Source organism: Collinsella sp. CLA-ER-H2, from assembly GCF_040092405.1.
GTDB lineage: Bacteria > Actinomycetota > Coriobacteriia > Coriobacteriales > Coriobacteriaceae > Collinsella.
The window spans coordinates 18,935-45,028 of sequence record NZ_JBBNLO010000002.1 but is presented as its reverse complement, the minus strand read 5'-3'; the positions used below and the strand labels follow the sequence as shown (position 1 = coordinate 45,028).

Sequence of the window (26,094 nt, the reverse complement as noted above, 5' to 3'; positions counted from 1 at the left end):
CCGCTACCTTTGATGTTTAGATTGGGAGAGAGCCATGATAGGGATCGGGATCGATATCGGGTCTACGGCGGCTAAGGCTGCTGTGGTCGATGGAGGGGGTTCGGTGGCGTGGACGTGCGTGCAGCCAACCGGGTTCTCCTCGGTCGATGCTTCCGAGCGGCTGCGCGAGGCACTGGCAGCGGCGGGTTATGACGTGGCTGCCGACGACGTGCGCGTGGTCGCGACTGGCTACGGCCGTGTTGCCGTGCTCTATGCGCACAAGGTCGTGACCGAGATCACCTGTCACGGCACCGGTGCCGTGCGCCTGTTTGGCGACCACGGCACCGTGATCGACGTGGGCGGCCAGGACACCAAGGTCATTCAGCTTAAAAGTGGCCGCGTGGCCAAGTTTGCCATGAACGACAAGTGCGCCGCCGGCACGGGGCGCTTTTTGGAGATCATGGCCGACCGCCTAGGCATTTCCCAGCAGCAGATGGCGGACCTCGCTCGCATCGGCGAGCCCACCAAGATCAGCAGCATGTGCACGGTGTTTGCCGAAAGCGAGGTTATCAGCCTGATTGGTCGCGGTGAGCCGCGCGAGAACATCGCCCGCGGTGTGATTGAGAGTGTCGTGTCGCGTGTGGCCACTATGGCCGGGCAGGCAGCGGGCGCTCCGTACTATCTGACGGGAGGGCTGTGCGAGAACGCCTACGTTGTGGAGCGGCTTGCCGCGCAGCTGGGGTCGCCGGTCACCACCTCGCCCCAGGCCCGCTTTGCCGGTGCCATCGGCGCGGCGATTCGCGCACAGGCGCTCAATTAATGCATCCGCCGCAGGCTCGCATTCATGCGTATACTGGGAGAAATGATTGACCGAAGAGAGGAGGTATCGATGGCTGACGATCAGATTAAGCTCACGTCCATGACTGCTGCGAGCGGTTGAGCCGCTAAGTTGGCTCCTGGAGCCCTCGCCCAGGTCCTGGGCGATTTACCCAATGTGCATAACGACAACTTGCTCGTAGGGTTCGATACCTCCGACGATGCGAGCGTCTTCCGTGTTGGCGATAACTTGGGCCTCGTTCAGTCCGTCGACTTCTTCCCACCGATGGTCGACGACCCGTTTCTGTTTGGCCAGATCGCCGCGGCCAACTCGCTGTCGGACATCTACGCCATGGGCGGGCGGCCGAGCCATGCCATGAACCTGCTCTGCATACCCAGTTGCCTGGGCGTTGAGGTTGCCGGGCAGATTTTGGCAGGCGGTGCCGACAAGTGCGTCGAGGCGGGTTGTTCCATCGCGGGCGGTCACACCATCAACGACGACGAGCCCAAGTACGGCCTGTCCGTGAGCGGTTTTGTCGCGCTCGACCGCATGCTCGCCAACAGCGGCGCGCGCGTGGGCGATGTTCTGCTGCTGACCAAGGCGATCGGCTCGGGCATCATCACCACGGCCATTAAGGGCGAGCTCATCGAGCAGGACGAGGCCGCAGCCATGTTTGACTCGATGCGCACCCTCAACGAGGCCCCGATTCGTCTGGCCGAGGGACTCGAGCTTCACGGCTGTACCGACATTACGGGCTTTGGCCTGATCGGGCACGTATGCGAGATGGCCGAGGGCTCGGACGTGCAGATTGAGCTTGCGTCGGGGGCGGTGCCGCTCTTTGATCAAGTGCTTGACATGGCGCGTTTGGGCATTATCCCCGCGGGCTCCTACCGCAACCAGGACTTCTTTGGCCCGCGTGTGACGGCCGACGAGGGCCTGGAGCCGGGCATGCTGGATGCGCTGTACGATCCGCAGACGTCTGGTGGCCTGCTCATCGCGGCACCTGCTGCCGATGTGGATGAGCTTGTGCGCCGTCTGCATGCCGAGGGACGTATCGCCGCCGTCGTCGGTCGCGTGTGCGAGCCGGTGCCAGGCGGTCCTGCCGTTCGCGTTGTGCGCTCGTTGATATCGTAAAATCGGCCGCCCGCATTCTGGGGCGGTCACATTCGAAAGGAAAAACTATGTCTACCAAGATTGAAGTCAATGCCATGGGCGATGCCTGCCCGCTGCCCGTCGTCAAGACGCTCAAGGCCCTCAAGCAGCTCAATGGCGAGGGCGCTGTGGTGACCTCGGTCGACAACGAGACCGCCGTCAAGAACATCTCCAAGATGGCGCAGGAGAAGGGCTGCACGGCCTCGGTCGAGAAGGTTTCTGACGCCGAGTGGCACGTGACCGTGGCGACCTCTGGCGCCGTTGCCGTGGCTGATCCCGAGCAGGATGGCGCCGCCTTCTGTGATGCCAGCGCCGGCAAGGGCAAGCTCGTCATTTCCGTCTACACCGACTGCATGGGCCGCGGCGACGACGAGCTGGGCCACAAGCTCATGAAGGCCTTTATCTTTGCCGTGACGCAGCAGGAGGAGCTGCCCGCGACCATGCTGTTCTACAACGGCGGCGCCAAGCTCACTGTCGAGGGCTCGCCGGTACTCGACGACCTGAAGGGTCTGGCCGAGCAGGGTGTCGAGATCCTCACCTGTGGTACCTGCCTCGACCACTATGGCATTAAAGACCAGCTTGCGGTGGGCGAGGTCACCAACATGTACGTGATCGTGGAGAAGATGGAGCAGGCCGTGCGCGTCGTGCGCCCGTAGCGTATTGGTTGGAGTTGCCATGAGGGAGAAGCGCCCTGCGCTTGTCATCACGTTTCCCACCACGGCGGCCGCCATGGGGTGCGAGACCCTATGCATCGAGCGCGGCCTCCCCGGGCGCACGATTCCCGTGCCCGGGGAGGTCGCTGCCGGCTGCGGCTTGGCGTGGAAGGCGCTGCCTTCGGAAGAGGACCTGCTGCGCGGCGAGCTTGCCGCGGCGGGCGTCCCCACCGAGGGCTTTACGGTGATCGACATGTGGGAGGTCGTGCGATGATCTACCTGGATAACGCTGCGACGACCATGCATAAGCCGCAAACGGTCATTGATGCCGTGACGCAGGCGATGTGCTCGCTCGGCAATGCCGGGCGCGGCGCGACGTCGGGCGCGCTCGATGCGGCGCGTACCATTCACGGCTGCCGCGCCAAGCTTGCGCGCTTGCTGGGCTGCCCGCGTGCTGACCATGTTTGTTTTACGCCCAACTCCACCGCGGCGCTCAACACCGTCATCAATGGCGTGGTGCGCCCCGGCGACCGTGTGGTCACAACGGTGCTCGAGCACAACTCCGTGCTACGTCCGCTCAATCGCCTGGCGGTAGAGCAGGGCGTGACCGTTGAGCATGCGGGCTGCGACGCGAACGGCGTGCTCGACTACGACGAGCTCGAGCGGTTGGTCACGCTGGGCACGCGTGCTGTGGTGGTGACGCACGCCTCCAATGTGACCGGCAACGCGGTCGACATTGCGCGCGTGGCGGCCATGGCCCATGCGGCCGGTGCGCTGGTGATCGTCGACGCCTCGCAGTCTGCCGGTACGGCGCATATCGATATGCAGGCCGTGGGGCTTGACGTGGTGTGCTTTACCGGCCATAAGGGGCTCATGGGACCTCAAGGCACCGGTGGCCTGGCCGTGGCGGAGGGCATTGACGTGGCGCCGTGGGCCATGGGCGGCACGGGCGTGCACAGTTTCGATGCGTTGCAGCCGCTTGAGTGGCCCACGCGCCTTGAGGCGGGCACGCTCAACGGCCACGGTATCGCGGGACTTTCTGCCGGCCTCGACTATATCGAGGCCCAGGGTGGGGTCGAGGCGATTGCTGCCCACGAGCGCGCACTCGCTGATCGCTTCCTTTCCGGTGTGCGCGAGATTCCGGGGATTAAGCTCTACGGTGCCTTTGACCAGCCGACGCGCTCGGCGATCGTTTCGCTTAACGTGGGAGATGTCGACTCTGCCGAGATCTCGGATGCGCTCATGCAAGGGTGGGGGATTGCGACGCGCCCCGGCGCCCATTGCGCTCCGCTCATGCACCGCGCGTTAGGTACCGAGCGCCAGGGTGTCGTCCGCTTCTCGTTTGGGTATTTCAACACTACCGAAGAAGTCGACACGGCTATCGATGCTCTGTGCGATTTAGCCTGCTAAAGCTGCTAGACCGTTTATACTTGCGGGACGGGTCTTTTGCCCGTCCCGTTTTTGTTTCGACCCGAAAGGTGTGCCTATGGCCTCATCCGCACCGCGCGGTCTGCGCTCCGACCATGTCGTTACCGTCGGCATCGCCCTATTCTCGATGCTCTTTGGCGCCGGCAACCTCATCATTCCGCCATTGCTGGCACTTCAGGCCGGCACGGCCACGCCGCTTGCCATGATCGGCTTTTTGATTGCCGCTATCGGTCTGCCTGTTATGGGATTTATCGCCGTCGCGCTCGCCGGCACGGCCCGCGAGCTGGCTGGGCGCGTGCATCCTAAGTTTGGCGAATTCTTCGTTGCGGCGGTGTATCTGGCCATCGGCCCGTGCCTGGCCATTCCGCGCACAAGCTCTACGGCCTTCGAGATGCTGGTGCCGCTACTGCCCGAGGGCGTTTCGCTCGGCACGGCTCGCCTGGTGTTTGCCGTTGGCTTCTTTGTCGTCGCGTTTGCGCTCACGCTGCGTCCGGGCGTTATCACGCGCGTGCTCGGGCGCATTACGGGCCCCGCGCTCATTGCGCTCATCGTGCTGGTCGTGGGTGCTGCCGTGATCTCGCCGCTGGGACCGGCTGCCGCGCCGCAGACTCCCTACAATGCCGGTGCTACCGTGCAGGGCTTTTTGACCGGTTATCAGACCATGGATCTGCTTGCGTCGCTCGCCTTCGGCATCATCATCGCCGAGACCATCCACGAGTTGGGTGTTACCGATGACAAGCGCGTGGCCTTTGAGATTTCGCGCTCCGGTGTGATCGCCGGCGTGCTCATGGCCGTCATCTACTGCGGTTTGGCCCTTGCCGGTATGCAGCTCGGCACCGTGATGTCCGACGCCACCAACGGCGCCGCCATTCTCGCCCGCTCGGCCTCCATGCACTTTGGGCTTGCCGGCACGGTCGTGGTCTTCGCCATCTTCTTCCTCGCCTGCATGAACGTGTGCATCGGCCTCATCAGCTGCTGCGCGCGTTACTTCTGCGAAACGTATGTGGTTAAAGGGGGAGCGGAGGCCTCCGAGGAGGCCATGCGCCGTCCCTTTGCGATTCTCGCCTTTGTGTTCGCAGCGTTTTCGTGCGTGCTCTCCAACGTGGGCCTCGACGTGATCCTTATGTTCTCGGTGCCCATGCTCAACGCCTTGTATCCCGTCGCCATCGTGCTGGTCCTCATGGGTTTGGTACACGGCTTTTGCGACGCTCATCCGCAGGTGTGGGTCTGGGTCGGCGGCGTGGTTGCCGTGCAGAGCGTGATCACCTCGGTCCGCGATGCGTTCTTTGCGGGCGCGTGGCTGCCGTTTGATGCGCTACCCCTGGCAGACATCGGTGCCGCGTGGGCGCCGGTTGCCGTGGTGGCGTTTGTGATTGGTCTGCTCCACAGCAAGTTTGTCGCACATTCGAGGAGCTAGGGTTTCTGCGCTTGCACAGGCGGGGAGTCTCCCCTATAATTTCCTTCGCTTTGGGACACGCAAGGTTTAGACCTTAGCTGCTCAACACCTTCGGGACGTGGCGCAGTTTGGTAGCGCGCCTGCTTTGGGAGCAGGATGTCGCAGGTTCAAATCCTGTCGTCCCGACCATATCTTGCGGGCGTAGTTCAATGGTAGAACCCCAGCCTTCCAAGCTGATGACGCGGGTTCGATTCCCGTCGCCCGCTCCATAAGATAGTTTTAACGGCTTTGGCTCTATTTGGTGCCAGAGCTGTTTTCATATACATGTCAGGGACCCCACATCCCCTCCTAAGTTGCGGTGAAATAGTTCCTGGATTAGCCGCAATAGCTGTTATCCAGGAACTATTTCACCGCAACTTATTGAGGCCGAGCGGGCTGGGTCGATGATGGGTTCTGTTGTCGAGAAGATGAGGGCAGCCGGTCAGGAGTCTGTGTAGGGTTTTGTGGTTGGTATACCGTAGCCGCGCATCATGGAGCCGAACGCTTTGACATCGAGGGTGTCTGAGAGCTTGAAATGAATGACGTTGTGGCCCATGGCACGCAGGTTCGCGTCGCGCATGAGGGCAGCTCGATAGGTTTTTGCCGCAGTATGTTCCGGATTATTTTGGGCATCGTCCTCAAACTTGCCTAGTCCATGCAGCTCAGCCAGCATCCAAGAGCCGTCTGGCATCTGCCAGCCGTAATCTGCCAAATAATAGCCGGCGTTTCCCGGTCGAGTGATTTCAACCTGAAGTTCGGGAGCGGCAACTCCCGCCAGAATCATTGCCGCCCGTGCCTCGGATTCTCCACCGTTATCCGATCTGCCATCCATGTGTTCAAAAACGTCAAATGCGCGCGCGATGCCGTGCAGTCCGCGGCAGTTCGCTTGTGCATATGCACGCAATTCTTCACGCTCGACACCGTACTCACGAGCCAACCCGTCGACATAGCCTAGTGCATATCGAAAAGCGCTCGTTCGGGCGATGTCGACCACCGTGCGATATGGATCCGTTAACGTAAACGGGCCGAGCTGCCATACGTCGCCCGGCCGCCAGCGTCGGTATTCAACGAATTCGTACATATCGCGTCTGGTGGAACGCGGCAGCAGCACTTGCACCTTGTCGAGAAGCGAATATGCAGAACCGACGCCATAGAGCAGTGCCGCCGTTGCTCCACAAAACACGGCATCCGGTTCAACGACCGCAATAGCGGATGCCAATTGAAAGATGCGATCTTCGACGCCGAGGTCATTCCAATACGCGGGGTCAGCGTAGACATGGTTGTAGAGTCGAATAATCATCTCTTTTTGCATGAGCGCGTAGGCACAGCGTTCGTCCCATTTTTTGGTAGCTACAAACAGATGCCCGCCATGATGGGCCTCGAATAACCGGAAGAATAGCTCTGCTTGCGATTTGGAACAGCGTTTATCATGACTCATTTTCGACCCCATGGTCTCGAGGGGGAGTGAATGACACTACGCTATCCCATATTTGGTCCGCCAGACCTTGCCATGAACTGACCAAAAGCTTGACGGGGCAGGTCAGAGCCATGAGTCGGAGCCAAACATATCGGCAAACGGTTGATTAGTGCCCCTCGGCGGCACTAAAAACCACCCTTACAGAAAGTTGCGGTGAAATAGTTCTTGAAAAGCTCGAATAAGCCTAAATCCAGGAACTATTTCACCGCAACTTAGGAGGGGATGGGGCTAGTGGCGGGATTGGTGGCGGAGCTTGTCGATGGTGGAGTCGGTGCCGTGTCCGCGGGCGTCGGTGCTTCGGCTGCGGGCGTCGGCGGCGGTTTGGCGCTGGCGGCGGTAGTCGATCATGCCTTGGATGATGGGCTTGCCAAAGCTCACGACACCATCGTTGTAGATGGCGGTTCGGGCTGCGAGGAGGCAGTCGGTAAAGTCCATATGGGTCTTGCCAAAGAGTTTGACGGCAAGGGCGACAACGGTGGGCTCGTCGACCATGACGTCATCGAGCAGCCTTTTCAAGGCCGCGGCAATCTCAACGCGGGGAACCTTATAGACGTCGCGCAGCGTGACCACGACGCGCGTGATGATTTCGGGGTAGACACGAGCGGTGCGCGTGGCGATGACCTTGGCGGCACGCGGTGACAGAACTTCGTCGTCGTCAAGCAGGTAGCGCAGGATGACGGTCTCGTCGATGATGGTGCTACTCATGGATATCTACTTCCTCGGGACCCAAAACCGACTCGTCGCTTTCTGTGGCTAGGTATTCAATCCAGGCATTGCGCTCCTCGGAGCGGCGATTGGGGTCCCCATATGCTTTGAGCAATCCATAGGCGGCCGTGCCGTCCTTGGAGCGCACGGCGACCGGCTGAAAGGGGAGCTTGCGCATCAAAATACTCTGCGCGACAAATAGACGGACAGCCTCGGCGAGCGATGTGCCCATAGCGTCGTAGAGACGCTCGGCATGCTGCTTGTCTTCCTCGCGAATGCGCACCTGCAGGATGGCTCGTTTTTGAGTCGATGACATCACTGGCCTCCCTTAATGAGCGTGCAATTTGAATAACAAATACAACATCGGCTAATAATAGCCAATCTTACAACCACTACTTTATTGCACTAGAGTAATTGAGTGTAAACGATATTACAAACGTACTACATCCTTTAGAAATGAGCGTGAAATCTTTCTTGGGCGTACGCATGTAATACACTCACCTTTATATCCTATCGAGAATAATTCCAACCTGCCAAAACCTCTGCAATACACCCGTATTGCAGGGCCTATCCTCAAGTTTGCCACCTGCAACTGCGTATATTTAACCTGTATATCGTTGGAGGAATTCTATCGAAGTGCCTGTTTCGCCGCATGTGCTCGATACGTCGATGCCGGACCACGGGCGGTCCGGGGTAACGTCGACAGGGTCTCTCCGGCATGGGATTCAGGAGGGAGTGAACAACATGGGCAATAAACGAGTCGTGGCTGATTCTTCACGCTGCATTGGGTGCCAAACCTGTATGGCGGCGTGCATCGAGGCACACGATATTCCCGGCAACATCGCCGCACCGCGCCTGCGCGTGACGCGTACGTACGAGATCTCCGCACCGGTGGCATGTCACCACTGCGAGGACGCTCCGTGCGCGAAGGCCTGTCCTACGGGCGCCTTGTTCTTTGATCCAAAGAACCATCGCATCGGCGTTAACGAGGACAACTGCATCGGCTGCAAGAGCTGCGTCATGGCATGCCCCTTTGGCGCCGTGAGCGTTGCGACCACGCAGGTTCCGGTCTTGATGGGCGACGTTCGCGTGGGTTCGCAGACCAAGAGCTTCGTGCTCAAGTGCGACCTGTGCGTGGACCGTCCCGGCGGTCCGGCGTGTGCCGAGGCGTGCCCGACCAAGGGCCTCACCCTGGTAGACGAGGAGCGCCTGGCGGAACTGACTGCCGAGCGTGCCCGCGCCACCATCGAAAACGAGGCGTAGGCGGGTGGCTATACAGGCCCAATGATTGTCAAATTAGTACCGAGTAATCGGTAGCAGAAAAAGGAAGGAGGGTGTCATGGAGAAGCATAAAGTGATCTGCCCGTACTGCGGCGCCGGTTGCCAGTTTAACCTCCTGGTCCAAAACGGCCAGGTCGTGGGCACCGAACCGCTCAACGGCATCACCAACCAGAGCGAGCTGTGTCTTAAGGGCATGAGCGGCTACGACTTCATCAACGACACCAAGATCTTGACTCCTCGCGTACTTCACCCGATGATCCGTCGCACCAAGGGCGCGGATCTTGAGCGCGTAAGCTGGGACGAGGCACTGGATTTCACCGCATCTAAGATGCAGGCCATAATTGACGAATATGGTCCTAACGCTGTCATGACCACCGGCTCTTCGCGAGGCGGCGGCAATGAGGCGAACTACGTCATGCAGAAGTTTACGCGTGCGTGCATCGGCACCCACAGCGTGGACAACTGCGCCCGTACTTGACACGGCCCTACTGTCCTCGGTCTGATGGACACGGTTGGTTCAGGTTGCATGTCATGCTCCATCCCCGGCATGGAGGATGCGGGCTGCATTTTCCTCTTCGGCTATAACCCTGCCGATTCGCACCCCATCGTCGCAAGGCGTATCGTGCGAGCCAAAGAAAAGGGTTGCAAGATCATCGTCGCCGACCCGCGCCATATCGAAACCGCGCGTATCGCCGATCTCTACCTTCCGATCAAGAACGGTTGCAACGTTGCGTTCCTCAACGCCTTTGCAAACTGCTTGGTCAACGATGGCCTCTACGACAAGGAATTCGTCGCCGAGCACACGAACGGCTTTGACGAGTGGTGGGAGACCATCAAGAACTACACTCCCGAATCCGTGCAGGACATCACGGGTGTCGAGCCCGCGTTGATCCACCAAGCTGCCGAGATGTACGCCACGGCGAAGCCCTCTGCCATCATTGGCTGGGGCATGGGCGTATGCCAGCAGAAGCAGAACCTGAAGACGGTGCACACCATCGCCTCCATCGCCTGCGTTGCCGGCCAGATCGGCAAACCCAATTCCGGCCTCGCGCCCGTGCGTGGTCAGAACAACGTCCAGGGCTCCTGCGATATGGGCATGCTGCCCAACCTGTACCCTGGCTACCAGAAAGTCACCGACCCCGCAGTGCGTGCCAAGTTTGCCAAGGCCTGGGGCGTACCCGAGGAAAAGCTCCCGCTCGAGGAGGGCTACAAGCTCACCGACCTGGGCCACCTGGTCGACGAGGGCAAGGTGCACTGCTTCTACAACTACGGCGAGGACCCGGTGCAGACCGAGCCCGATTCGGCCGGTATGCGCAAGACTCTCTCCGAGCTGGATCTGTTCATTTGCCAGGACATCTTTATGACGCAGACGACCATGCTCGCCGACGTCATCCTGCCCGCTACCTCTTGGGGCGAGCACGAGGGTGTCTTTACCGCATCCGACCGTAGCTTCCAGCACTTTGACGCGGCCGTTCCGCCCAAGGGCGAGTGCCGCCACGACTGGGAGATCTTCGCGGACCTGTCCACGCGTATGGGTTACCCCATGCACTACGACAACACCGAGCAGATCTGGAACGAGTGCATTAGCCTGTGCCCCAACTTTGTGGGCGCAACCTACGAGAAGATGGCTCCCGAGGGCGGCTACGCCCAGTGGCCCGTCAAGAGCACCGATGTGAACGACCACGGCACGCCCGACATGTTCGCTGGTGGCAAGTTCACCACCAAGGACGGCCGCGCCAACCTGATGGCGCACGACTGGGAGGCGCCCTCCGAGCTTCCCGACGATGAGTACCCGCTCATCCTGTGCACCGTCCGCGAGGTCGGCCACTACAGCTGCCGTTCGATGACCGGCAACTGCAAGACGCTGGCACTGCTTGCCGACGAGCCCGGCTTTGTCCGCATGAATCCCGCGGACGCCGAGGCACGCGGCATCAAGAATGGCGACATCGTCTCGATCCACAGCCGCCGCGGCCAGGTATACAGCCGAGCCGACGTGAGCGACCGTATCAACAAGGGCACGGTCTATATGACCTACCAGTGGTGGATCGGCAAGTGCAACGAGCTGACCATGCACAAGGTCGACCCGGTCTCGCATACGCCCGAGGACAAGTTCTCCGCCTGCCAGGTCGACGCTATCGCCGACCAGGTCTGGGCCGAGGGCGAGGTCGAGCGTCAGTACACCGAGCTCAAGCAGGCTCTGGTCGACGCCGCCGCTCCCCAGGACGTTGAGCCCGGCGCCGCCAAGTTCGACGACGAGACACACGTGAATCAAATCGTGTAGTCCCGTTCTCGTTGGCTTTTTGGGCCGGGCGTCCCGTACGTTCGGGAGCCCGGCCCGTTATTTTGAAAGGAAGTGGGGATGAACCGCTTCATCGACATCAACCCGGAGAGGTGCATCGGCTGCGGAACATGCCAGTCCGCCTGTGCCGACGCCCACCGGATGCAGGGTCTTCAGGATACGCCGCGCCTGGCGCTCGTGAAGACCGGCGGTATTTCGGCCGCCCTTGCCTGCCACCATTGCGAGGGTGCCCCCTGCGCCGAGGTTTGCCCGGTGAATGCCATCGAGCACGATGGCGATCGCATCCACGTCAAGGAGCAGGAGTGCATCGGGTGCAGGCTGTGCGCCATCGCGTGCCCCTTCGGAGCCATCCATCCCGATGGCACGTCTATCGCCGGTGTCGCAGGCATGTGCGATCCGACGCCTTCGTATCCTAAGTCCCTGAGCAGCCTTCTTACGTGGGCTCCCGGCCAGTACACCTGCGCTGTCAAGTGCGATCTGTGCGCCTTCGATCCGGACGGCCCGCATTGTGTGGCGGCGTGCCCCACCAAGGCGCTGACCGTCATGGGCGGCGCGGCCGATCGCGAGCTCGACGAGGCCAAGCGCCTGCGCTCGATCGAAAACGGTCCGGCCGTCGACGTTACCGCTGTGGCCCAGGGCCTGTCCGAGAAAGCAGAAGAGAGCGTAAACAATGGATAGCATGACGCTGTTTATCGCATCGCTTGCCGTCTCGTGCATCGGTGCGCTCGCCTCGGTTCTGCTGATCAAGGCCGATAACGCCGCCAAGACCGCCGGCTGCCTTATCGGCGCCGTCGCGGCCGTGCTGTCGTTCATCGCGGGCCTCGAGGCCGTGCTTGGCGACGTTTCGTCCCTCAACACGGTCTTCTTCTTCCCGTTCGCCCGTCTCGAGCTCTTGCTCAACGGCCTTGCGGGCCTGATCGTGGTCCTCATCTCGATTCTCGCCTTTGCGGGCTTCATCTACGGTCTGTCCTACTTCGACGAGTACCCGGGCAAGGTCGGGCGCGCCGGCTTCTTTATGAACACCTTCGTCGCCTCGATGATGCTCGTCATCACCGCCGACAACGTGTTCTGGTTCCTGGTCGCCTTTGAGCTCATGTCCCTTACGAGCTACTTCCTTGTCGTTATCGAGGAGAACAAGAACTCCATTAGGGGCGGTTGGCTCTACTTCGTCATCGCGCACGTGGGCTTCGTTCTCATCATGGCGAGCTTCCTGCTCATGACCAACGGCGTGGGCGGTTCCTTCAGCTTCAGTGATTTCCGTACGCATGACTTTGGACCCGCCGTCTCCTCCGCGTGCTTCGTCCTCGCGTTCTTCGGATTTGGCGCGAAGGCCGGTATCATCCCGCTGCACTCCTGGCTGCCCCAGGCGCACCCCGAGGCGCCGTCCAACGTGTCCGCCCTCATGTCCGGCGGCATGATCAAGATCGGCATCCTGGGAATCCTCAAGGTCGGTCTCGACCTGCTCGCGGGTTCGGGCGTCCAGCTCTGGTGGGGCCTCATGGTCCTGGTCTTCGGATCCATCTCGTCGGTCCTGGGTGTCGTCTACGCCCTCCACGAGCACGACATCAAGCGCCTGCTTGCCTATCACTCCGTCGAGAACATCGGCATCATCTTGCTCGGTGTCGGCGCGTCCATGACGGCGCACGCCCTGGGCAACGACGTCATCGCGACGATCGCGCTCATGGCCGCCCTCTACCACACGCTCAACCACGCCATGTTCAAGGGCGAGCTGTTCCTCGGCGCGGGCTCCCTGCTCTATGCCACGGGTACGCGCAACATGGAGAAGATGGGCGGTCTGTTCCGCCGCATGCCGGTCACGGCCGTCTGCTTCCTCATCGGTGCCCTTGCCATCTCGGCCATCCCGCCGCTCAACGGCTTCGTTTCCGAGTGGTTCACCTACCAGTCCCTGTTCAACATCTCGACGCTCTCCGACCCGGTCGTCATGGTGTTCGCCGTCGCCTCCGCGGCCGCCCTCGCCATCACCGGTGCCCTGGCCGTCACGTGCTTCGTGAAGGCCTACGGCGTCTCGTTCGCGAGCAGCCCTCGTTCCCAGGAGGCCGCGAACGCCAAGGAGTCCCCGGCTCCGATGTTGTTCTCGCAGATGCTCCTCGCGGCCATCTGCGTGGTACTGGGAATCGGCTCCCCGGTCATCGCCCCGGTTCTGGGCGACGTCGCCCAGAGCGTGCTTGCCGGCTCCGCCGTCACAGCCACCTCGGGCGTGTCTCTCGTGAACGAGATTTCCGGTGCCGCCACCTCCACCCCCGCGATCGCCATCGCGCTCGTGGTCCTCACCGGCCTCGCGTTCGCGTTGAGGTCCTGCCTCGGCGCCAAGGCCCCCGCTAAGAAGACCGACCCTTGGGCGTGCGGCTACGAGCCCAACGAGCACATGCCCGTCGTCGCCACGAGCTTCGCGTCCGACGTCGAACTCTTCATGGGCCCGCTCTACACCCTGCGCGAGGTATGCACCAAGATCTGCTGGTCCATCGCGCACGTGTTCCAGAAGCTCACCGGTGTCGCCCAGGGCGTCGAGCCCCTGCCCGACCGTTTCCTGGTCGATGCACCGAGCGAGGGTGCCGACAAGCTGGCCGGCCTCGCCTCCAAGATCGAGGGCGGCAACTACTCCGTATACATCTGCTACATCGTCGCGGCGCTCGTGGTCTTCCTCGTGCTCGCCGTGGTCATGGTCTAGAGAGGGGAGAGGATATTATGAACATCGTTCTTGCGATGGCGCAGGGCCTCGTGGTCATGCTGGTCGCGCCCTTCTTCTCCGGCCTCGCCCGTGTGATTCGCGCGAAGATGCACAATCGCCGCGGTCCGTCCATCCTTCAGGATTACCGGGACCTCGCGAAGCTCATGGCGCGTCCCGAGTCCGTGAGTTCCGACTCGAGCTTCGTGCTGCGCATCATGCCGCCGCTGTTCCTCGCGGTGTCGTTTATGCTCGCCATGGGCCTGCCCATGTTCACGCTCCAGAGCCCCATGCCCGTCTTTGGTGACGCCATCACCATCATGTACGCGCTCGCGCTGTCCCGCTTCTTCTTCGCGCTGTCCGGCGTGGATTCCTCCAACGCCTACGCGGGCTTCGGCGGTATCCGCGAGCTCCTCATGAGCGTGCTCATCGAGCCGTCCATGCTCATCGCGCTGTTCACCGTCGCCATCGTGTGCGGCTCCACGGACATTGCGACCATGGGTCAGCACATCGTTACGGGCAACGTCTCGAGCGTCGTCGCCGTTATCCTCGCCGGCGTCGCCTTCGCGGCCGCCTGTTACATGGAGCTCGGCAAGCTTCCGTTCGATCAGGCCGAAGCCGAGCAGGAGCTCCAGGAGGGCCCGCTCGCCGAGCTCTCCGGCCCGTCCCTGGCCATGATGAAGCTCGCCATGCGCATGAAGCAGGTCGTGGTCGTCGCTTGGTTCACCTCCATCTTCATCCCCTGGGGAGAGCCCGCGACCATCGGCGTCACCGCTCTCGTGGGCGCCGTCGTCTTCCTCGTCAAGTGCCTGGTCGATTTCGTCGTCTGCGGCGTGCTCGAGAACTCCGTTTCCCGTTCGCGCTTCAAGGTGCTCGGTAACCAGACCTGGGCCGTCGTCGGCATCGCGGTCCTCGCGTTCGTCTTCGTCGTCGTAGGCGTGTAGGGAGAAGGGAGAAACTATGTCAATCGAATCGAGCTTGTCCCTCTTTGCCATGGTGGCGATCGCCGTCCCCATGCTGGGCTCCCTGCTCATCGTCATGCTGCCGCGTCCCTACGCTAAATGGATCTGCGCCTTTGCCGGCGGCATCGCCACGGTCGCTTCCGTTGGCTTGGCCGCGACGTTTGCCGGAAACGGCATGAACGCGGTCGATGTAACCTGGGCGAGTATGGGCCAGACCTTGGTCATGGGCTTCATATTCGACCGGATGAGCACGCTGCTCGCACCCGCGTTCGTCGCTATCGGCCTGCTCGTCGTCATCTATTCGTTCCCGTACATGAGCGATAAGAATAAGGAGCATCCCGACGCGCCCCGTCGTCGCTTCTACGTGTACTTCTCCACGTTCATCGGCGCCATGGCCGGTCTCGCCTACAGCTCCACCATCGTCGGCCAGCTCGTTTTCTTCGAGATCACCGGTGTGTGCTCCTGGGGCCTCATCAGCTACTACATGACGCCCACGGCCAAGAAGGCCGGTATGAAGGCGCTCATCATCACCCATATCGGCGCTCTGGGACTCTACATCGGCGCGGCCTTCCTGTTCGCCGGAACCGGCACGTTCGCGCTGAGCGCGATCTCCCAGCTCGATTCCGGTATGAAGACCGTCGTGCTGCTGCTCATCCTGTTCGCTGCTTGGGCCAAGTCCGCCCAGTTCCCGCTCTACATGTGGCTGCCCTCCGCAATGGAGGCCCCCACGCCCGTTTCCGCCTACCTTCATGGCGCGTCCATGGTTAAGGTCGGCGTGTGCGTGTTCGCCCGCGCTCTTGCGAGCGCCGGCGATATCCCCGAGATCGTCGGTTGGGTCGCCATCATCGACGCCGTCGTGACCATGCTCTTCGGCTTCCTCATGTACCTGCCCCAGAAGGATATGAAGCGCCTGCTCGCCTTCTCGACGATCACGCAGCTCGCCTACGTGTTCTTTGGCCTGGGCCTCTCCGTGTTCGGAAGCCAGATGGCGTTTAACGGCGCCGTCGAGCACATCTTCAACCACGCGTTCACCAAGACCCTGTTCTTCCTCATCGCTGGCTCTCTCAGCTTCACGCTGGGAACCCGTATGCTGCCCAAGATCCAGGGCCTCATGAAGAAGTACCCGGTCACGGGCGTGGGCTTTGCGGTCGCCGCGACCGCTATCGCCGGCGTGCCCCCCATGAGCACGTTCTTTTCCAAGTTCCAGATCATTTCCGGTGGCTTCGCGGTTGGTGCTACCAACACGGTCATCTTTGTCCTCGTGTGCGTCATGGTCGTCGAGACCGTCGCCACCTTCGCATGGTTCCTGCGTTGGATGGGTAAGGTCCTGCCCGGTGAGCCGAGCGAGACCGTGGCCGCCGGCCAGCCCCTTCCGCGCGCCATGGCGTTCGTGTTCGTCGTCCTCATGATCATGGTCGTCGTCGCCGGTCCTCTGTCCTCTAGTTGGATGGGTTAGGAGGTAGGACATGGGTTATTCGTTAGTCAATATCCTGGGCGGTCTTCTGATCGTGACCTCCACCATGGTGGTCGTCTCGAAGACCATCCCGTCCGCCATTAAGTGGTACGCGATCCAGTCGGTTGTCCTGGTGGGCGTGCTGCTCACCCTGGGCCTCACCACCGGTGCCACCGAGCTTCTCATGTGGGCCGCGTCGGCCTTCGTCACCAAGGTGATCCTCGTTCCGTTCATTCTCAACCGTGCCTACAAAAAGATGGGTTCGCCTGCCGATAGCACGCTGACCTCCTCCATCAAGCCGGCCTGGACCATCATCCTCACCGGTCTGGAGGTGGCCATCTGCTTCGCGGTGGTCACGCGCCTGAGCCTGCCCACCGCTGAGGTGGCTACTCCGGCCCTCGCCATCAGCTTCGCGCACTTCTTCGTCGGCCTCACGTGCATCATCTCCCAGCGCAACATCCTCAAGCAAATCTTCGGGTACTGCCTTATGGAGAACGGTAGCCACGTGACGCTCGCCCTGCTCGCGCCCACGGCCCCCGAGATCATCGAGATTGGCATCGCCACCGACGCCATTTTCGCCGTCATCATCATGTCCGCCGTCGTCGTGAGGATCTGGAACGACACCAAGTCGCTCGACTCCCACGACCTGACCGAATTGAAGGGGTAGGCCATGGATGTTTCAATGCTGACGGTCGCCCTGCTCGCTTGTCCCCTCGTGTTCTCCCTGATTATGGCTGCGCTCCCCAAGACGACGTCCTACAGCGTCTTTGCGGGGCTCAACACCATCTCCGTCGCGGCGACCCTCGTCCTTTCGGTCGTCACCGCGGGAACCATGCTCTCGAGCGGGCAGAATATCGACGCTTTGGGCCTGTGGCTCCATCTCGATTCGCTCTCGTCGATCTTCGTCCTTCTGGTAGGCATCATCGGGTTCATCACCGGCGTGTACTCCATCTCCTATATCAAGATCGATATCGAGGAGAAGACCATGCCGGCCGAGCGCACCAAGCAGTACTACGCGCTGTTTAGCCTGTTCGTTTTCACGATGCTGCTCGCCTGCCTGTCCAACAACATCATCCTCACCTGGGCGGCGGTCGAGGCCACCACGCTGTCGACCGTGTTCCTCGTGGGCATCTATAAGAACAAGCAGGCGCTCGAGGCGTCTTGGAAGTACGCGATGGTCTGCACCGCCGGCGTGGCCTTCGGCCTGTTCGGCACGCTGCTCATCTACGCGAACGCCGCCGATATCATGCCCAACGCGCATGAGGCAGCCTTCCTCACCTCCATCATGCCCTACGCCGACCAGTTCGACCCGATGCTCGTGCGCCTCGCGTTCGCGTTTATCGTGATCGGCTTTGGCACCAAGGCCGGCCTGTTCCCCATGCACACTTGGCTGCCCGACGCGCACTCCCAGGCTCCGAGCCCGGTCTCCGCGCTGCTCTCGGGCGTGCTGCTCAAGTGCGCCATGCTGGTGATCATCCGCTTCTACTCCCTGTCCATCATCACGGTGGGCGACACCTATCCGCGTACGCTCCTGCTCATCCTGGGCACGCTGTCCATCCTGGTGGCTGCCCTGTGCATCTTCAAGCAGGACGATATCAAGCGCCGCTTCGCGTACTCCTCCGTCGACAACGTCGGCGTGGTCGCGCTGTGCCTGGGTATCGGTGGCCCGCTCGGTATCGCCGCCTGCCTGCTGCACTGCATCTTCCACGGCTTCACGAAGGCGCTCGCCTTCTGCATGGCCGGTAACATCCAGCACATCTACCACACCCGCGACCTGAACAAGATCAAGGGCGTCGTCGAGATCGCTCCCGTCACGGCAGCGCTCACCATCATCGCCCTGCTCGCGCTCGCCGCCTTCCCGCCGTTCGCCCTGTTCATCTCCGAGTTCCTCACCTTCGTGGCCGGCGTTCAGTCCGGTCCCATCTGGGTGGTCGTGCTCGTGGCCATCGGTCTCACCGGCGTGTACTTCGCCCTTACCGGCATCGCGCTCAAGTCCATCTTCGGCAAGGCGCCCGAGGGCATGAAGCGCCACGAGGTGCCCGCCCTCATGATCATCCCCGAGATCGCCCTCGCGATCGTGGTCATGTGGTTCGGTATCGCCACCCCGGTCGCCATCACGAGCGGCGTCGAGGATGCAACGTCCGTCGTTTTGAACCAGAGCGTCGAAGAGCTCCACGAGGCCCCTCTCTACCGCATGGTGTTCAGTTCCCAGACCAAGACAAGTGAGGTGAATTAGCACCATGGCAGAACCTGAAAAGAAGGACTACGCTCGTCGTTGCGAAAGCCACGTCGAGGCCCTGCGCGCCGCAGTGCCGGGCGCTATCGAGAAGGTTGAGTGGCAGTGCGAGGACCAGCTGACGATCACCGTCAAGCTGGACCGTCTGCCCGAGGCCGTCCACTACCTGTACTACGAGCGCTACGGCTGGATTCCCGTGATTGTCGGCAACGACGAGCGCTCCCTGTGCGGCCGCTACGCCGTGTACTACGTCATCTCCATGGAGGGGGAGGACCCCGGCTGGGTTACCGTGCGTGCCGAGGTCGACCCCGCCAAGATGACGTTCCCGTCCGTGACGCCGTTCGTCCCCGCCTGCGTGTGGGGCGAGCGCGAGCTGCGCGATATGTTCGGCCTGATTCCCGAGGGTCTGCCCGACCGCCGTCGCCTGGTGCTTCCCGACGATTGGCCCAGCGGGCTGTACCCGTTGCGCAAGGATTCGATGGATTACCGTTTCCGCCCCGCCCCCGCGAGCGACATGGAAAACTACGAATTCTTGGCCGACACCAAGGGCAAGGAGACCACGCTCGTCCCCATGGGACCGTTGCACATCACCTCCGACGAGCCCGGCCACTTCCGCCTGTTCGTTGAGGGCGAGACGATCGTCGATGCCGACTACCGTCTGTTCTACGTGCACCGCGGCATGGAGAAGGTCGCCGAGACGCGCCTGAACTATGACGCCGTGACGTTCCTCGCCGACCGCATCTGCGGCATCTGCGGCTGCGCCCACTCGGTGGCCTATGCCGAGGCCGTCGAGCGCGCCCAGGGCATTCATGTCCCGCCGCGCGCCCAGTACATCCGCGCCATCATGCTCGAGGTCGAGCGTCTGCACTCACACCTGCTCAATATTGGCCTCGCATCGCACTACACCGGCTTCGATTCGGGCTTCCAGCAGTTCTTCCGCGTCCGCGAGAAGTCCATGGACCTGGCCGAGAAGCTCTCCGGTCACCGCAAGACCTACGGCCTCAACGTGATCGGCGGCGTGCGTCGCGACATTTTGGCCGAGCAGAAGCTCTCCACGCTCACGACCATCCACCAGCTGCGCTCCGAGGTTCAGGAGCTCGTCGACGTCTTGCTCTCCACGCCCAACTTTATTGAGCGTACGAGTGGCATCGGCATCTTGGACCGCAAGATCGCACGCGACTTCTCGCCGGTCGGCCCGCTCATGCGTGGCTCGGGCTATGCCCGCGACGTGCGCTTCGACCATCCCTTCGACGGCTACGCCGATCCGGACGTTCAAAAGATGCACGCCGCCACGGCTGACACCTGCGATGCCTTCGGCCGTACCGCCGTTCGCATCCAGGAGGTCTACGATTCGATCGATATGATCGAGACCATGCTCGAGAACTGCCCGTCGGGCCCCATCCTCACCACGGATTGGGAGTACACCCCGCACAAGTACGCCATCGGTGCCACCGAGGCGCCGCGCGGCGAGGACGTGCACTGGGCCATGCTCGGCAATAACCAGAAGTGCTACCGCTGGCGCGCCAAGGCCGCCACGTACAGTAACTGGCCGGTCCTGCGCTACATGTTCCGCGGCAACACCGTGGGCGATGCGGCGCTGATCGTTGGCTCGCTCGACCCGTGCTATTCCTGCACCGACCGCGTGACGGTGACCGATGTCGCCGCCAAGCGCGACCACGTGCTCGACAAGGAGCAGTTCGAGAACGTCTGGCGCGACAAGTCGCCGCTCGCGGGCGAGGGCACCATGGCCGCTCCGCTCGATGAGGAGGCGCTCTAATATGCTGAAGCTTTGGAAGGTTAACGCCAAGGCCGGCGACGCGACGGTCAAGTACCCGTTTGCGCCGTTCCCCACCAACAAGGACATGCGCGGCAAGCCCGAGCACAATGCCGAGCTCTGCATCGCCTGCGGTGCCTGCGGCGTGGCGTGCCCGGCCGATGCCATTCGCATGGACACCGACCTTGCGGCCGATACCATTACCTGGTCAATCGACTACGGCCGCTGCATCTTTTGCGGCCGCTGCGAGGAAGCCTGCCCCATGGAGGCCATCAAGCTCACCGAGGAGTTTGAGCTGGCCGTCATGAGCAAGGACGACCTCACCAGCAAGAGCGTCTATACGCTCGAGCACTGCTCGCGCTGCGGCAAGCCGTTTGCCCCGCACAAGGAGATCGACTACGCAAAGCGCCTGCTGCAAAAGGCCGGCGGCATGGAGGCCGAGCAGGCTGCCCGTACCGTCGGTATGTGCCAGGAGTGCAAGCGCGAGCTCGACGCCCTGCGCGCCGCCTCGGCCGTAAAGACCGGCAACGCTCATGGCATGGCTGCCAACGAGACGCTTGCGTCCGGTGAGCCCCAGGGCCCCGGCATGGAGTATCTGGGCGGCCACGGCGTGAACCCGGAGTATATCGACCGCGAGCTCAACCCCGATGCGCCCGAGATTCCCGCCGGTCCTGCACCGGTCGAGGGCATCATCATGGATTTTGATACGAAGGAGGAGTAACCATGGCCGAACCCACGCTTTTGCCCGAGCGGCTTCAGTACCGCCCGACCAAGATCGAGCTCGACGAGAGCATCGAGAAGGCCAAGGCGACCCTTCTTAAGAAGATTAAGCGCTCGGTGTACGTCTACCGCGTTGACTGCGGCGGCTGCAACGGCTGCGAGATTGAGATCTTCGGTTCCATCACGCCCGTCTTCGACGTCGAGCGCTTTGGCATCAAGGTCGTGCCCTCGCCCCGTCACGCCGATGTGCTGCTGTACACCGGTGCCGTGACGCGTGCCATGCGCATGCCGGCCCTGCGCGCCTTTGAGGCCGCACCCGATCCCAAGATCGTGGTGTCCTATGGCGCTTGCGGCTGCACCGGCGGCATCTTCTACGACAACTACTGCGTCTGGGGCGGCACGGATAAGATTCTGCCGGTCGATGTCTACATCCCCGGCTGCCCGCCCAGCCCCGCGCAGACCATCTATGGCTTTGCCATGGCACTTGGCCTGCTGGACCAAAAGCTCCATGCCGAGACCACGGTTGAGGCCGCCGGCGAGCAGGCCGATATCCTGCACCCCGGCGTGCCGTACAAGCTGCGCGTTGCCATCGAGCGCGAGGCTCGCGCCATGAGCGGCTACCGTTACGGCCGCGACTTGGCCAACGAGTTTATGGATACGCTCGAGGGCGCGCCCAAGGGCGATATCCGCGGTGCCATGGCGCTGCTCATCGATAAGCAGTACGATCCGCGCCGCGTCGAGGTGTACTCGGCGCTGCAGGATCTGGTGCTGGCCGGAGGCCGTTAGATGGAGCTCACGGACCGCTCTGGTTACTTTGCGGGCCCCGGCATGCTCGGCGGCTCTTTTGGCGATGCCTCGCGCGCAAGCGTCGAGGCCGCCGAGGGCGTCGCCGACCCCTGCCTGGGTCACGCGCCCGACCAGGTGGTCTTCTACGAGCTCACGCGTAAGTTTGTGGAGACCGAGGAAGACGTTCCCCAGGAGGCCTGCGACGTGCTGTACTACACGCTCGCCGTGGGCCACCACACCGGCGTGCTCGATTGCTTTGAGCCGCGCCTGTCGGTGCCGGTGAACGTGTTCTATTCGCTCGTCGACGCGCTGCCGGAGGGGGAGGCCAAAACCAAGTTCGAGGCCATCCGATCCTTTGGCGAGTGCCAGCTTGACAAGGCGGCGGTGCCGTCGCTGCTCGAGGCCTGCGACACGCTGCTCGACGAGCGCGGTTTTCGCGGCTCGGCCAAGGCCGGCATCTCGGTGTTCGACGACGACTTTGGCCTGCATGCCCAGCAGGTCGCGTTTCTGATGAAGTTCCGCGATCTGGTTGAGCGCGTGCGCGATGTGTCGGGCGTGTACCTGACGGGAAGGTTGCAGTAATGGGTCGCGTTGTGGATGGACGTGTGAACGGCGCCCCGTTTGCGGGTATCGTGCTCACGGCGGGAAGCGTGCTGCGTGCCGACGATGCCGCCGGCCCCGTGCTCTCCAAAAAGATGGAGGACGCGCCCATTGCCGGTTGGTACACCATCGACGGTGGCCAAACGCCCGAGGACGACATCATCGAGGTCAAGCGCGAGCGTCCGCCTCGCCTGGTCTTGGTCGATGCCGCCGACATGGCGCTGCCCGTCGGGTCTATCCGCCTGCTCGATAAGCGCGATGTGGCCCGCAAGTCGATGTTCACCACGCATTCGCTCCCTTTGTCGATTCTGATCGAGGAAATCGAGCAATCGTGCAAAGATATCGTCTTCATAGGGATTCAGCCGGGCGATACGGAGTTTTACAACCCTATGTCCCCGGAGGTCTTTGACGCCGTCGACGCCGTGTACGACGCCGTAGCCGCCAACGACTTTTCCCACTTTGTCCGCTTGGGACAAGAGCAATAGGAGCGCTTGTCCCTGCTGATTAGGAAAGAAGTGATTGACATGGCAGATTCCAAGGCGGAGTACCCCGCTCCCGATTGCCTGGCGCCCGCCGCGATCGAGGCCAAGACCGAGGCCGCCGGCGTGACCAAGGCTAACCTGCCGGTCGCAAAGGCCTTTGTTTTGGCGATGTTCGCCGGCGCGTTCATTGCCTTCGGCGGCCTGTTCTTTACCGTGTTCTTGAGCGATAGCACGCTGGGCTGGGGCGCCCAGCGCGTCGTGGGCGGCCTGTGCTTTTGCCTGGGCCTGGTGCTGGTGCTGGTGTGCGGCGCCGAGCTGTTTACTGGCAATTCGCTTATGGTCTGCGCACTCAAGAGCAAAAAGATCACCCTGGTCCAGATGCTCAAGGCTTGGGTCGTCGTATGGGTCGGTAACTTTGTCGGTGCCCTGTTCATCGTCTTTTTGGTGTACATGGCCGGCATTTACAAGCTCAACGGCGAGGCGGTCGCCAATTCCATGGTGAGCGTCGCCGCCGGCAAGGTGACGATCGACTGGGTGACGATCTTCTTCCGCGGCATCCTGTGCAACATCTTTGTGTGCCTGGCCGTGTGGATCGGTACCGCCGGCAAGACCGTGGTCGATAAGGTTGTGGGCATTCTGCTGCCCATCGCCGCCTTTGTGGCATGCGGTTTTGAGCACTGCGTTGCCAACATGTACTTTTTGCCCATGGGTGCCGTGATGCACGCGTGCGGCTATGGCGCCGACGTCGCCGGCGCCAATGCGCTCAACGCTGCGGGCATTGCGTTTAACCTGTCCGCCGCCACGCTGGGCAACATCGTGGGCGGCGCGGTTCTGGTCGCGCTCGGCTACTGGTTTATCTACGCCAAGAAGTCCGAGGCGTAAGATACCGTCTGTTTGACGTTGGGCCTCCCGCGGGGCGTTGCCGTGCGGGAGGCTTTTTTGGCCTGGGGCTCGTTCCCGGGCTGTTGGCCTGTTGTGTTTGGCTTGTGAAAGGGGTAATCGAGATGGCATCTGCTGTGAAGCGTGACGGTCGCGCCGTGGTGACCACATGCGGGGGATGCTATGCCGATTGCGCCTTTGCGGCACGAGTTGAGGACGGTCGCGTGGCGGCCGAGTTGCCGGTGCCAGGGCATCCGTGCGCGGCGCGTGCCCTGTGTGCCCGCGGACGGCATCGCCTGGCAATGCCGTTTGACGAGCGCGACCGCATTGTGCACCCCATGCGCCGACGAGCTGATGGCTCGGGGTTCGATGTGATTTCGTGGGACGAGGCGTTTGCTCAGATTGCCGAGCGCCTTTTGGGGATTGTTGACGGGCATGGTCCGCGAGCGCTGGGCATGACGCTCGGCGTGCCCTCGTTCGACCGTTACTGGGCGTATCGTTTTATGCATGCGCTGGGCTCGCCCAACGTATACGGTGCCGACGGCGCCTGCGAGGTAAGCAGACTTACCGGCTGGGAGCACAGTCTGGGCTATAGTCCCGCCTCCGACCTTGCGCACACCGATTGCATCATGTATCTGGGGCGCTCCATTGTCGATTCGTCGACGATGGGGGCTGTTGATGCGCTCAACGATGCCCGTCGCCGTGGGGCGAAGATTATCGTGGTCGACCCCCGGCGCAGCGGCTCGGCTGCGCTTGCCGACCGCTGGTTGCGCGTACGTCCTGGATGCGATCTGGCGTTGCTGCTGGGTATCGCACATGTGCTGATAGCCGAGGACCTGTACGATCACGAGTTCGTGGACCGCTACGCCACAGGCTTTGACGAGCTGGCGCAGGCGGCCAGTGCTTGGACACCCGAGTGGGCCGAATCGATGTGCGACGTGCCGGCCGCAGAGATTGTCGCCACGGCGCGCGATCTCGCTGCCGCCGCGCCTGCCGCTGTGGTGGATGCGGGTTTTCATGGTGGCATCGGCATCGCGTATGCCAATAGCACCCAGACCGCACGCGCTATCTGCTTGGTCGATGTGCTGCTGGGCTGTATTGGACATGCGGGTGGCGCGCTCAATCCGCCCACACCGCTTTCACTGGGCGACCTCGATCTCACGCGCTTTGCGACGCCGCCGGTGCCGCGCGAGCCCAAGCTGGGGTCCGAGCGCTATCCACTGGTCGATCCGGTGCGTGGGCTGTGCACGACCATCGGTCAGTCGATTCTTGCCGGCGATTTGCGTGGGCTCATCGTCTATGCCAGTAACCCCGGTGCGGGCTATGGCAATGCACAGGCTTGGTTGGGTATTTTGCAGCAGCTCGACTTGCTTGTGACGATTGATATTCGTTGGTCCGAGACGGCGCGTGCTTCTGACTTCGTGCTGCCCGACGTGACGTATCTGGAGGCCGACCGCGGTGTGGGCACAGTCGTGGGCGCCAACGATTCGCGCGTGTTCTACCGCAACGCCGTGCTGCCTGTGCAGCATGACGGCACACGTCCCGGTCGGGAGATTTTTGCCGGTCTGGCGCAGGCGTGTGGCGTGGGCGAGTATTTCCAGTTTATGTCTGACGATTTGACGGCTGCCCAGGTGGCGCCTTTTGGGATCGATCTGGACGAGCTCAAGGAGCGCGGCTGGGCCGATACGGGCGTGGCGCTGCCGTCGCGCACGGGTGAGCCGGTGATTCCGCTTGCCGGCGGCAAAATTGCGCTGGCAAGCGACGTATGGGAACGAGTCGGCATGGGTCGTGTGCCCAACTGGATCGCTCCCATGGTGGAGCCCGGCCCGGGGATGTTTCGCCTCATTAGTGGCAACCGTCCCTTTGAGTCGCATACCTCGCGCAGGCTTGCGGCTCAAGGTGCCGCCGAGGCTGGATCGGACCTGGATGCCGTGCAGATGAATGCCGATGCTGCTGCGCACATGGGCATCGCCGACGGCGAGATCGTCGAGCTCGTGAGCGATATGGGCCGCGACCGCGTGCGCGTGGAGACGACGCCGTATCTGCATCCGGCGTGTATCTTTACGTCGGCCGCCCCCGGCGGACGTTCGTTTGGCGCCGATGCCGACGGCGCTCAAGCCTTGGGCGTCGGCCCGCTCGACCATACACCGTTGCGTTGGGACCCGTTGACGGGCGCCGCGCTCACTCAGGAAAACGCCGTTCGCGTGGAAAAGATCGCGGCGCGCGAGGATAATAGCGAGTAATTGACTCAGCTAATGTATTTGACTGATCCACGTTTCTTTTGAAAGGC

Annotated in this window: 24 protein-coding genes and 2 tRNA genes; 23 read left to right on the top strand and 3 right to left on the bottom strand. The window is 62.2% G+C overall.

Translation table 11 applies throughout. From position 1 onward, the window contains the following. The first annotated feature begins 34 nt into the window (after nucleotides 1-34). The 8 genes from AAAX59_RS00985 (at nucleotide 35) to AAAX59_RS00950 (ending at nucleotide 5,694) form a co-directional block, all read left to right on the top strand. The gene (locus AAAX59_RS00985) at nucleotides 35-799 is read left to right on the top strand and encodes an acyl-CoA dehydratase activase (protein WP_349070085.1); all 765 of its coding nucleotides are present in this window, start codon (nucleotides 35-37) and stop codon (nucleotides 797-799) included. Nucleotides 800-868: 69 nt separating this feature from the next. Next, entirely contained in the window at nucleotides 869-1,930 is a 1,062-nt protein-coding gene (selD, locus tag AAAX59_RS00980; RefSeq protein WP_349070084.1) for a selenide, water dikinase SelD, read from the top strand. A 47-nt stretch (nucleotides 1,931-1,977) separates the two neighbouring features. After that, on the top strand, nucleotides 1,978-2,604 hold the full coding sequence (yedF, locus tag AAAX59_RS00975) for a sulfurtransferase-like selenium metabolism protein YedF (protein WP_349070081.1): 627 nt from the start codon (nucleotides 1,978-1,980) through the stop codon (nucleotides 2,602-2,604). 19 nt (nucleotides 2,605-2,623) lie between these two features. After that, complete coding sequence (locus tag AAAX59_RS00970; protein WP_349070079.1) at nucleotides 2,624-2,875, top strand: DUF3343 domain-containing protein; 252 nt, start codon at nucleotides 2,624-2,626, stop codon at nucleotides 2,873-2,875. Beyond that, a complete protein-coding gene (locus AAAX59_RS00965) occupies nucleotides 2,872-4,011 on the top strand; it encodes an aminotransferase class V-fold PLP-dependent enzyme (RefSeq protein WP_349070076.1) in 1,140 nt (379 codons plus the stop codon). Before AAAX59_RS00970 ends, AAAX59_RS00965 begins: the two co-directional genes overlap by 4 nt. A gap of 76 nt (nucleotides 4,012-4,087) precedes the next feature. Further along, nucleotides 4,088-5,446 (top strand): branched-chain amino acid transport system II carrier protein, encoded by a 1,359-nt coding sequence (gene brnQ, locus AAAX59_RS00960; RefSeq protein WP_195239647.1) that lies wholly within the window; start codon nucleotides 4,088-4,090, stop codon nucleotides 5,444-5,446. Nucleotides 5,447-5,537: 91 nt separating this feature from the next. Beyond that, nucleotides 5,538-5,614, top strand: a tRNA-Pro gene (locus AAAX59_RS00955). Nucleotides 5,615-5,620: 6 nt separating this feature from the next. Continuing rightward, nucleotides 5,621-5,694 (top strand) — tRNA-Gly (locus AAAX59_RS00950). A 212-nt stretch (nucleotides 5,695-5,906) separates the two neighbouring features. Here the strand turns inward: AAAX59_RS00950 and AAAX59_RS00945 are convergent. From AAAX59_RS00945 to AAAX59_RS00935, 3 genes are all read right to left on the bottom strand, one after another. Next, complete coding sequence (locus AAAX59_RS00945; protein ID WP_349070074.1) at nucleotides 5,907-6,902, bottom strand: hypothetical protein; 996 nt, start codon at nucleotides 6,900-6,902, stop codon at nucleotides 5,907-5,909. 267 nt (nucleotides 6,903-7,169) lie between these two features. Next, nucleotides 7,170-7,646, bottom strand: coding sequence for a hypothetical protein (locus AAAX59_RS00940; RefSeq protein ID WP_349070072.1), 477 nt, complete (start codon nucleotides 7,644-7,646; stop codon nucleotides 7,170-7,172). Next, a complete protein-coding gene (locus tag AAAX59_RS00935) occupies nucleotides 7,639-7,962 on the bottom strand; it encodes a type II toxin-antitoxin system RelB/DinJ family antitoxin (protein ID WP_138112252.1) in 324 nt (107 codons plus the stop codon). Before AAAX59_RS00935 ends, AAAX59_RS00940 begins: the two co-directional genes overlap by 8 nt. 353 nt (nucleotides 7,963-8,315) lie before the next feature. On the opposite strand from AAAX59_RS00935, the gene AAAX59_RS00930 reads away from it, so the two are divergent. The 15 genes from AAAX59_RS00930 to AAAX59_RS00860 all read left to right on the top strand — a co-directional run bounded on the left by AAAX59_RS00930 (nucleotide 8,316) and on the right by AAAX59_RS00860 (nucleotide 26,047). Beyond that, entirely contained in the window at nucleotides 8,316-8,909 is a 594-nt protein-coding gene (locus AAAX59_RS00930) for a 4Fe-4S dicluster domain-containing protein (protein WP_349070170.1), read from the top strand. A gap of 76 nt (nucleotides 8,910-8,985) precedes the next feature. Then, a complete protein-coding gene (fdhF, locus tag AAAX59_RS00925; protein ID WP_349070069.1) occupies nucleotides 8,986-11,208 on the top strand; it encodes a formate dehydrogenase subunit alpha in 2,223 nt (740 codons plus the stop codon). Between the two features lie 78 nt (nucleotides 11,209-11,286). Further along, entirely contained in the window at nucleotides 11,287-11,904 is a 618-nt protein-coding gene (locus tag AAAX59_RS00920; RefSeq protein WP_349070066.1) for a 4Fe-4S dicluster domain-containing protein, read from the top strand. Then, nucleotides 11,897-13,915, top strand: coding sequence for a hydrogenase 4 subunit B (gene hyfB / locus AAAX59_RS00915; RefSeq protein WP_099431573.1), 2,019 nt, complete (start codon nucleotides 11,897-11,899; stop codon nucleotides 13,913-13,915). The genes AAAX59_RS00920 and hyfB overlap by 8 nt, the downstream gene beginning before the upstream one ends. A 17-nt stretch (nucleotides 13,916-13,932) precedes the next feature. After that, nucleotides 13,933-14,856 (top strand): NADH-quinone oxidoreductase subunit H, encoded by a 924-nt coding sequence (locus tag AAAX59_RS00910; RefSeq protein ID WP_349070064.1) that lies wholly within the window; start codon nucleotides 13,933-13,935, stop codon nucleotides 14,854-14,856. Nucleotides 14,857-14,872: 16 nt separating this feature from the next. Further along, the gene (locus tag AAAX59_RS00905) at nucleotides 14,873-16,330 is read left to right on the top strand and encodes a hydrogenase 4 subunit D (protein ID WP_349070062.1); all 1,458 of its coding nucleotides are present in this window, start codon (nucleotides 14,873-14,875) and stop codon (nucleotides 16,328-16,330) included. A gap of 10 nt (nucleotides 16,331-16,340) precedes the next feature. After that, nucleotides 16,341-16,994 (top strand): hydrogenase 4 membrane subunit, encoded by a 654-nt coding sequence (gene hyfE / locus AAAX59_RS00900; protein WP_035138044.1) that lies wholly within the window; start codon nucleotides 16,341-16,343, stop codon nucleotides 16,992-16,994. Nucleotides 16,995-16,997: 3 nt separating this feature from the next. After that, nucleotides 16,998-18,563 carry a hydrogenase 4 subunit F gene (locus AAAX59_RS00895; protein WP_035138046.1) on the top strand — a complete coding sequence of 522 codons (1,566 nt, stop codon included), beginning with the start codon at nucleotides 16,998-17,000 and terminating at the stop codon, nucleotides 18,561-18,563. A 4-nt stretch (nucleotides 18,564-18,567) separates the two neighbouring features. After that, nucleotides 18,568-20,340 carry a hydrogenase large subunit gene (locus AAAX59_RS00890; protein WP_118206179.1) on the top strand — a complete coding sequence of 591 codons (1,773 nt, stop codon included), beginning with the start codon at nucleotides 18,568-18,570 and terminating at the stop codon, nucleotides 20,338-20,340. A gap of 1 nt (nucleotide 20,341) precedes the next feature. After that, a complete protein-coding gene (locus tag AAAX59_RS00885) occupies nucleotides 20,342-21,058 on the top strand; it encodes a formate hydrogenlyase complex iron-sulfur subunit (RefSeq protein ID WP_117820335.1) in 717 nt (238 codons plus the stop codon). 2 nt (nucleotides 21,059-21,060) lie between these two features. Further along, on the top strand, nucleotides 21,061-21,843 hold the full coding sequence (locus tag AAAX59_RS00880) for an NADH-quinone oxidoreductase subunit B family protein (protein WP_349070060.1): 783 nt from the start codon (nucleotides 21,061-21,063) through the stop codon (nucleotides 21,841-21,843). After that, nucleotides 21,844-22,425 carry a formate hydrogenlyase maturation HycH family protein gene (locus tag AAAX59_RS00875; RefSeq protein ID WP_349070058.1) on the top strand — a complete coding sequence of 194 codons (582 nt, stop codon included), beginning with the start codon at nucleotides 21,844-21,846 and terminating at the stop codon, nucleotides 22,423-22,425. Then, nucleotides 22,425-22,928, top strand: a complete 504-nt coding sequence (gene hycI, locus AAAX59_RS00870; RefSeq protein ID WP_349070056.1) for a hydrogenase maturation peptidase HycI — start codon at nucleotides 22,425-22,427, stop codon at nucleotides 22,926-22,928. The genes AAAX59_RS00875 and hycI overlap by 1 nt, the downstream gene beginning before the upstream one ends. A gap of 39 nt (nucleotides 22,929-22,967) precedes the next feature. Then, nucleotides 22,968-23,807 carry a formate/nitrite transporter family protein gene (locus AAAX59_RS00865; protein ID WP_349070054.1) on the top strand — a complete coding sequence of 280 codons (840 nt, stop codon included), beginning with the start codon at nucleotides 22,968-22,970 and terminating at the stop codon, nucleotides 23,805-23,807. 122 nt (nucleotides 23,808-23,929) lie between these two features. After that, complete coding sequence (locus AAAX59_RS00860; RefSeq protein ID WP_349070052.1) at nucleotides 23,930-26,047, top strand: molybdopterin-dependent oxidoreductase; 2,118 nt, start codon at nucleotides 23,930-23,932, stop codon at nucleotides 26,045-26,047. The last annotated feature ends 47 nt before the right edge of the window (nucleotides 26,048-26,094 follow it).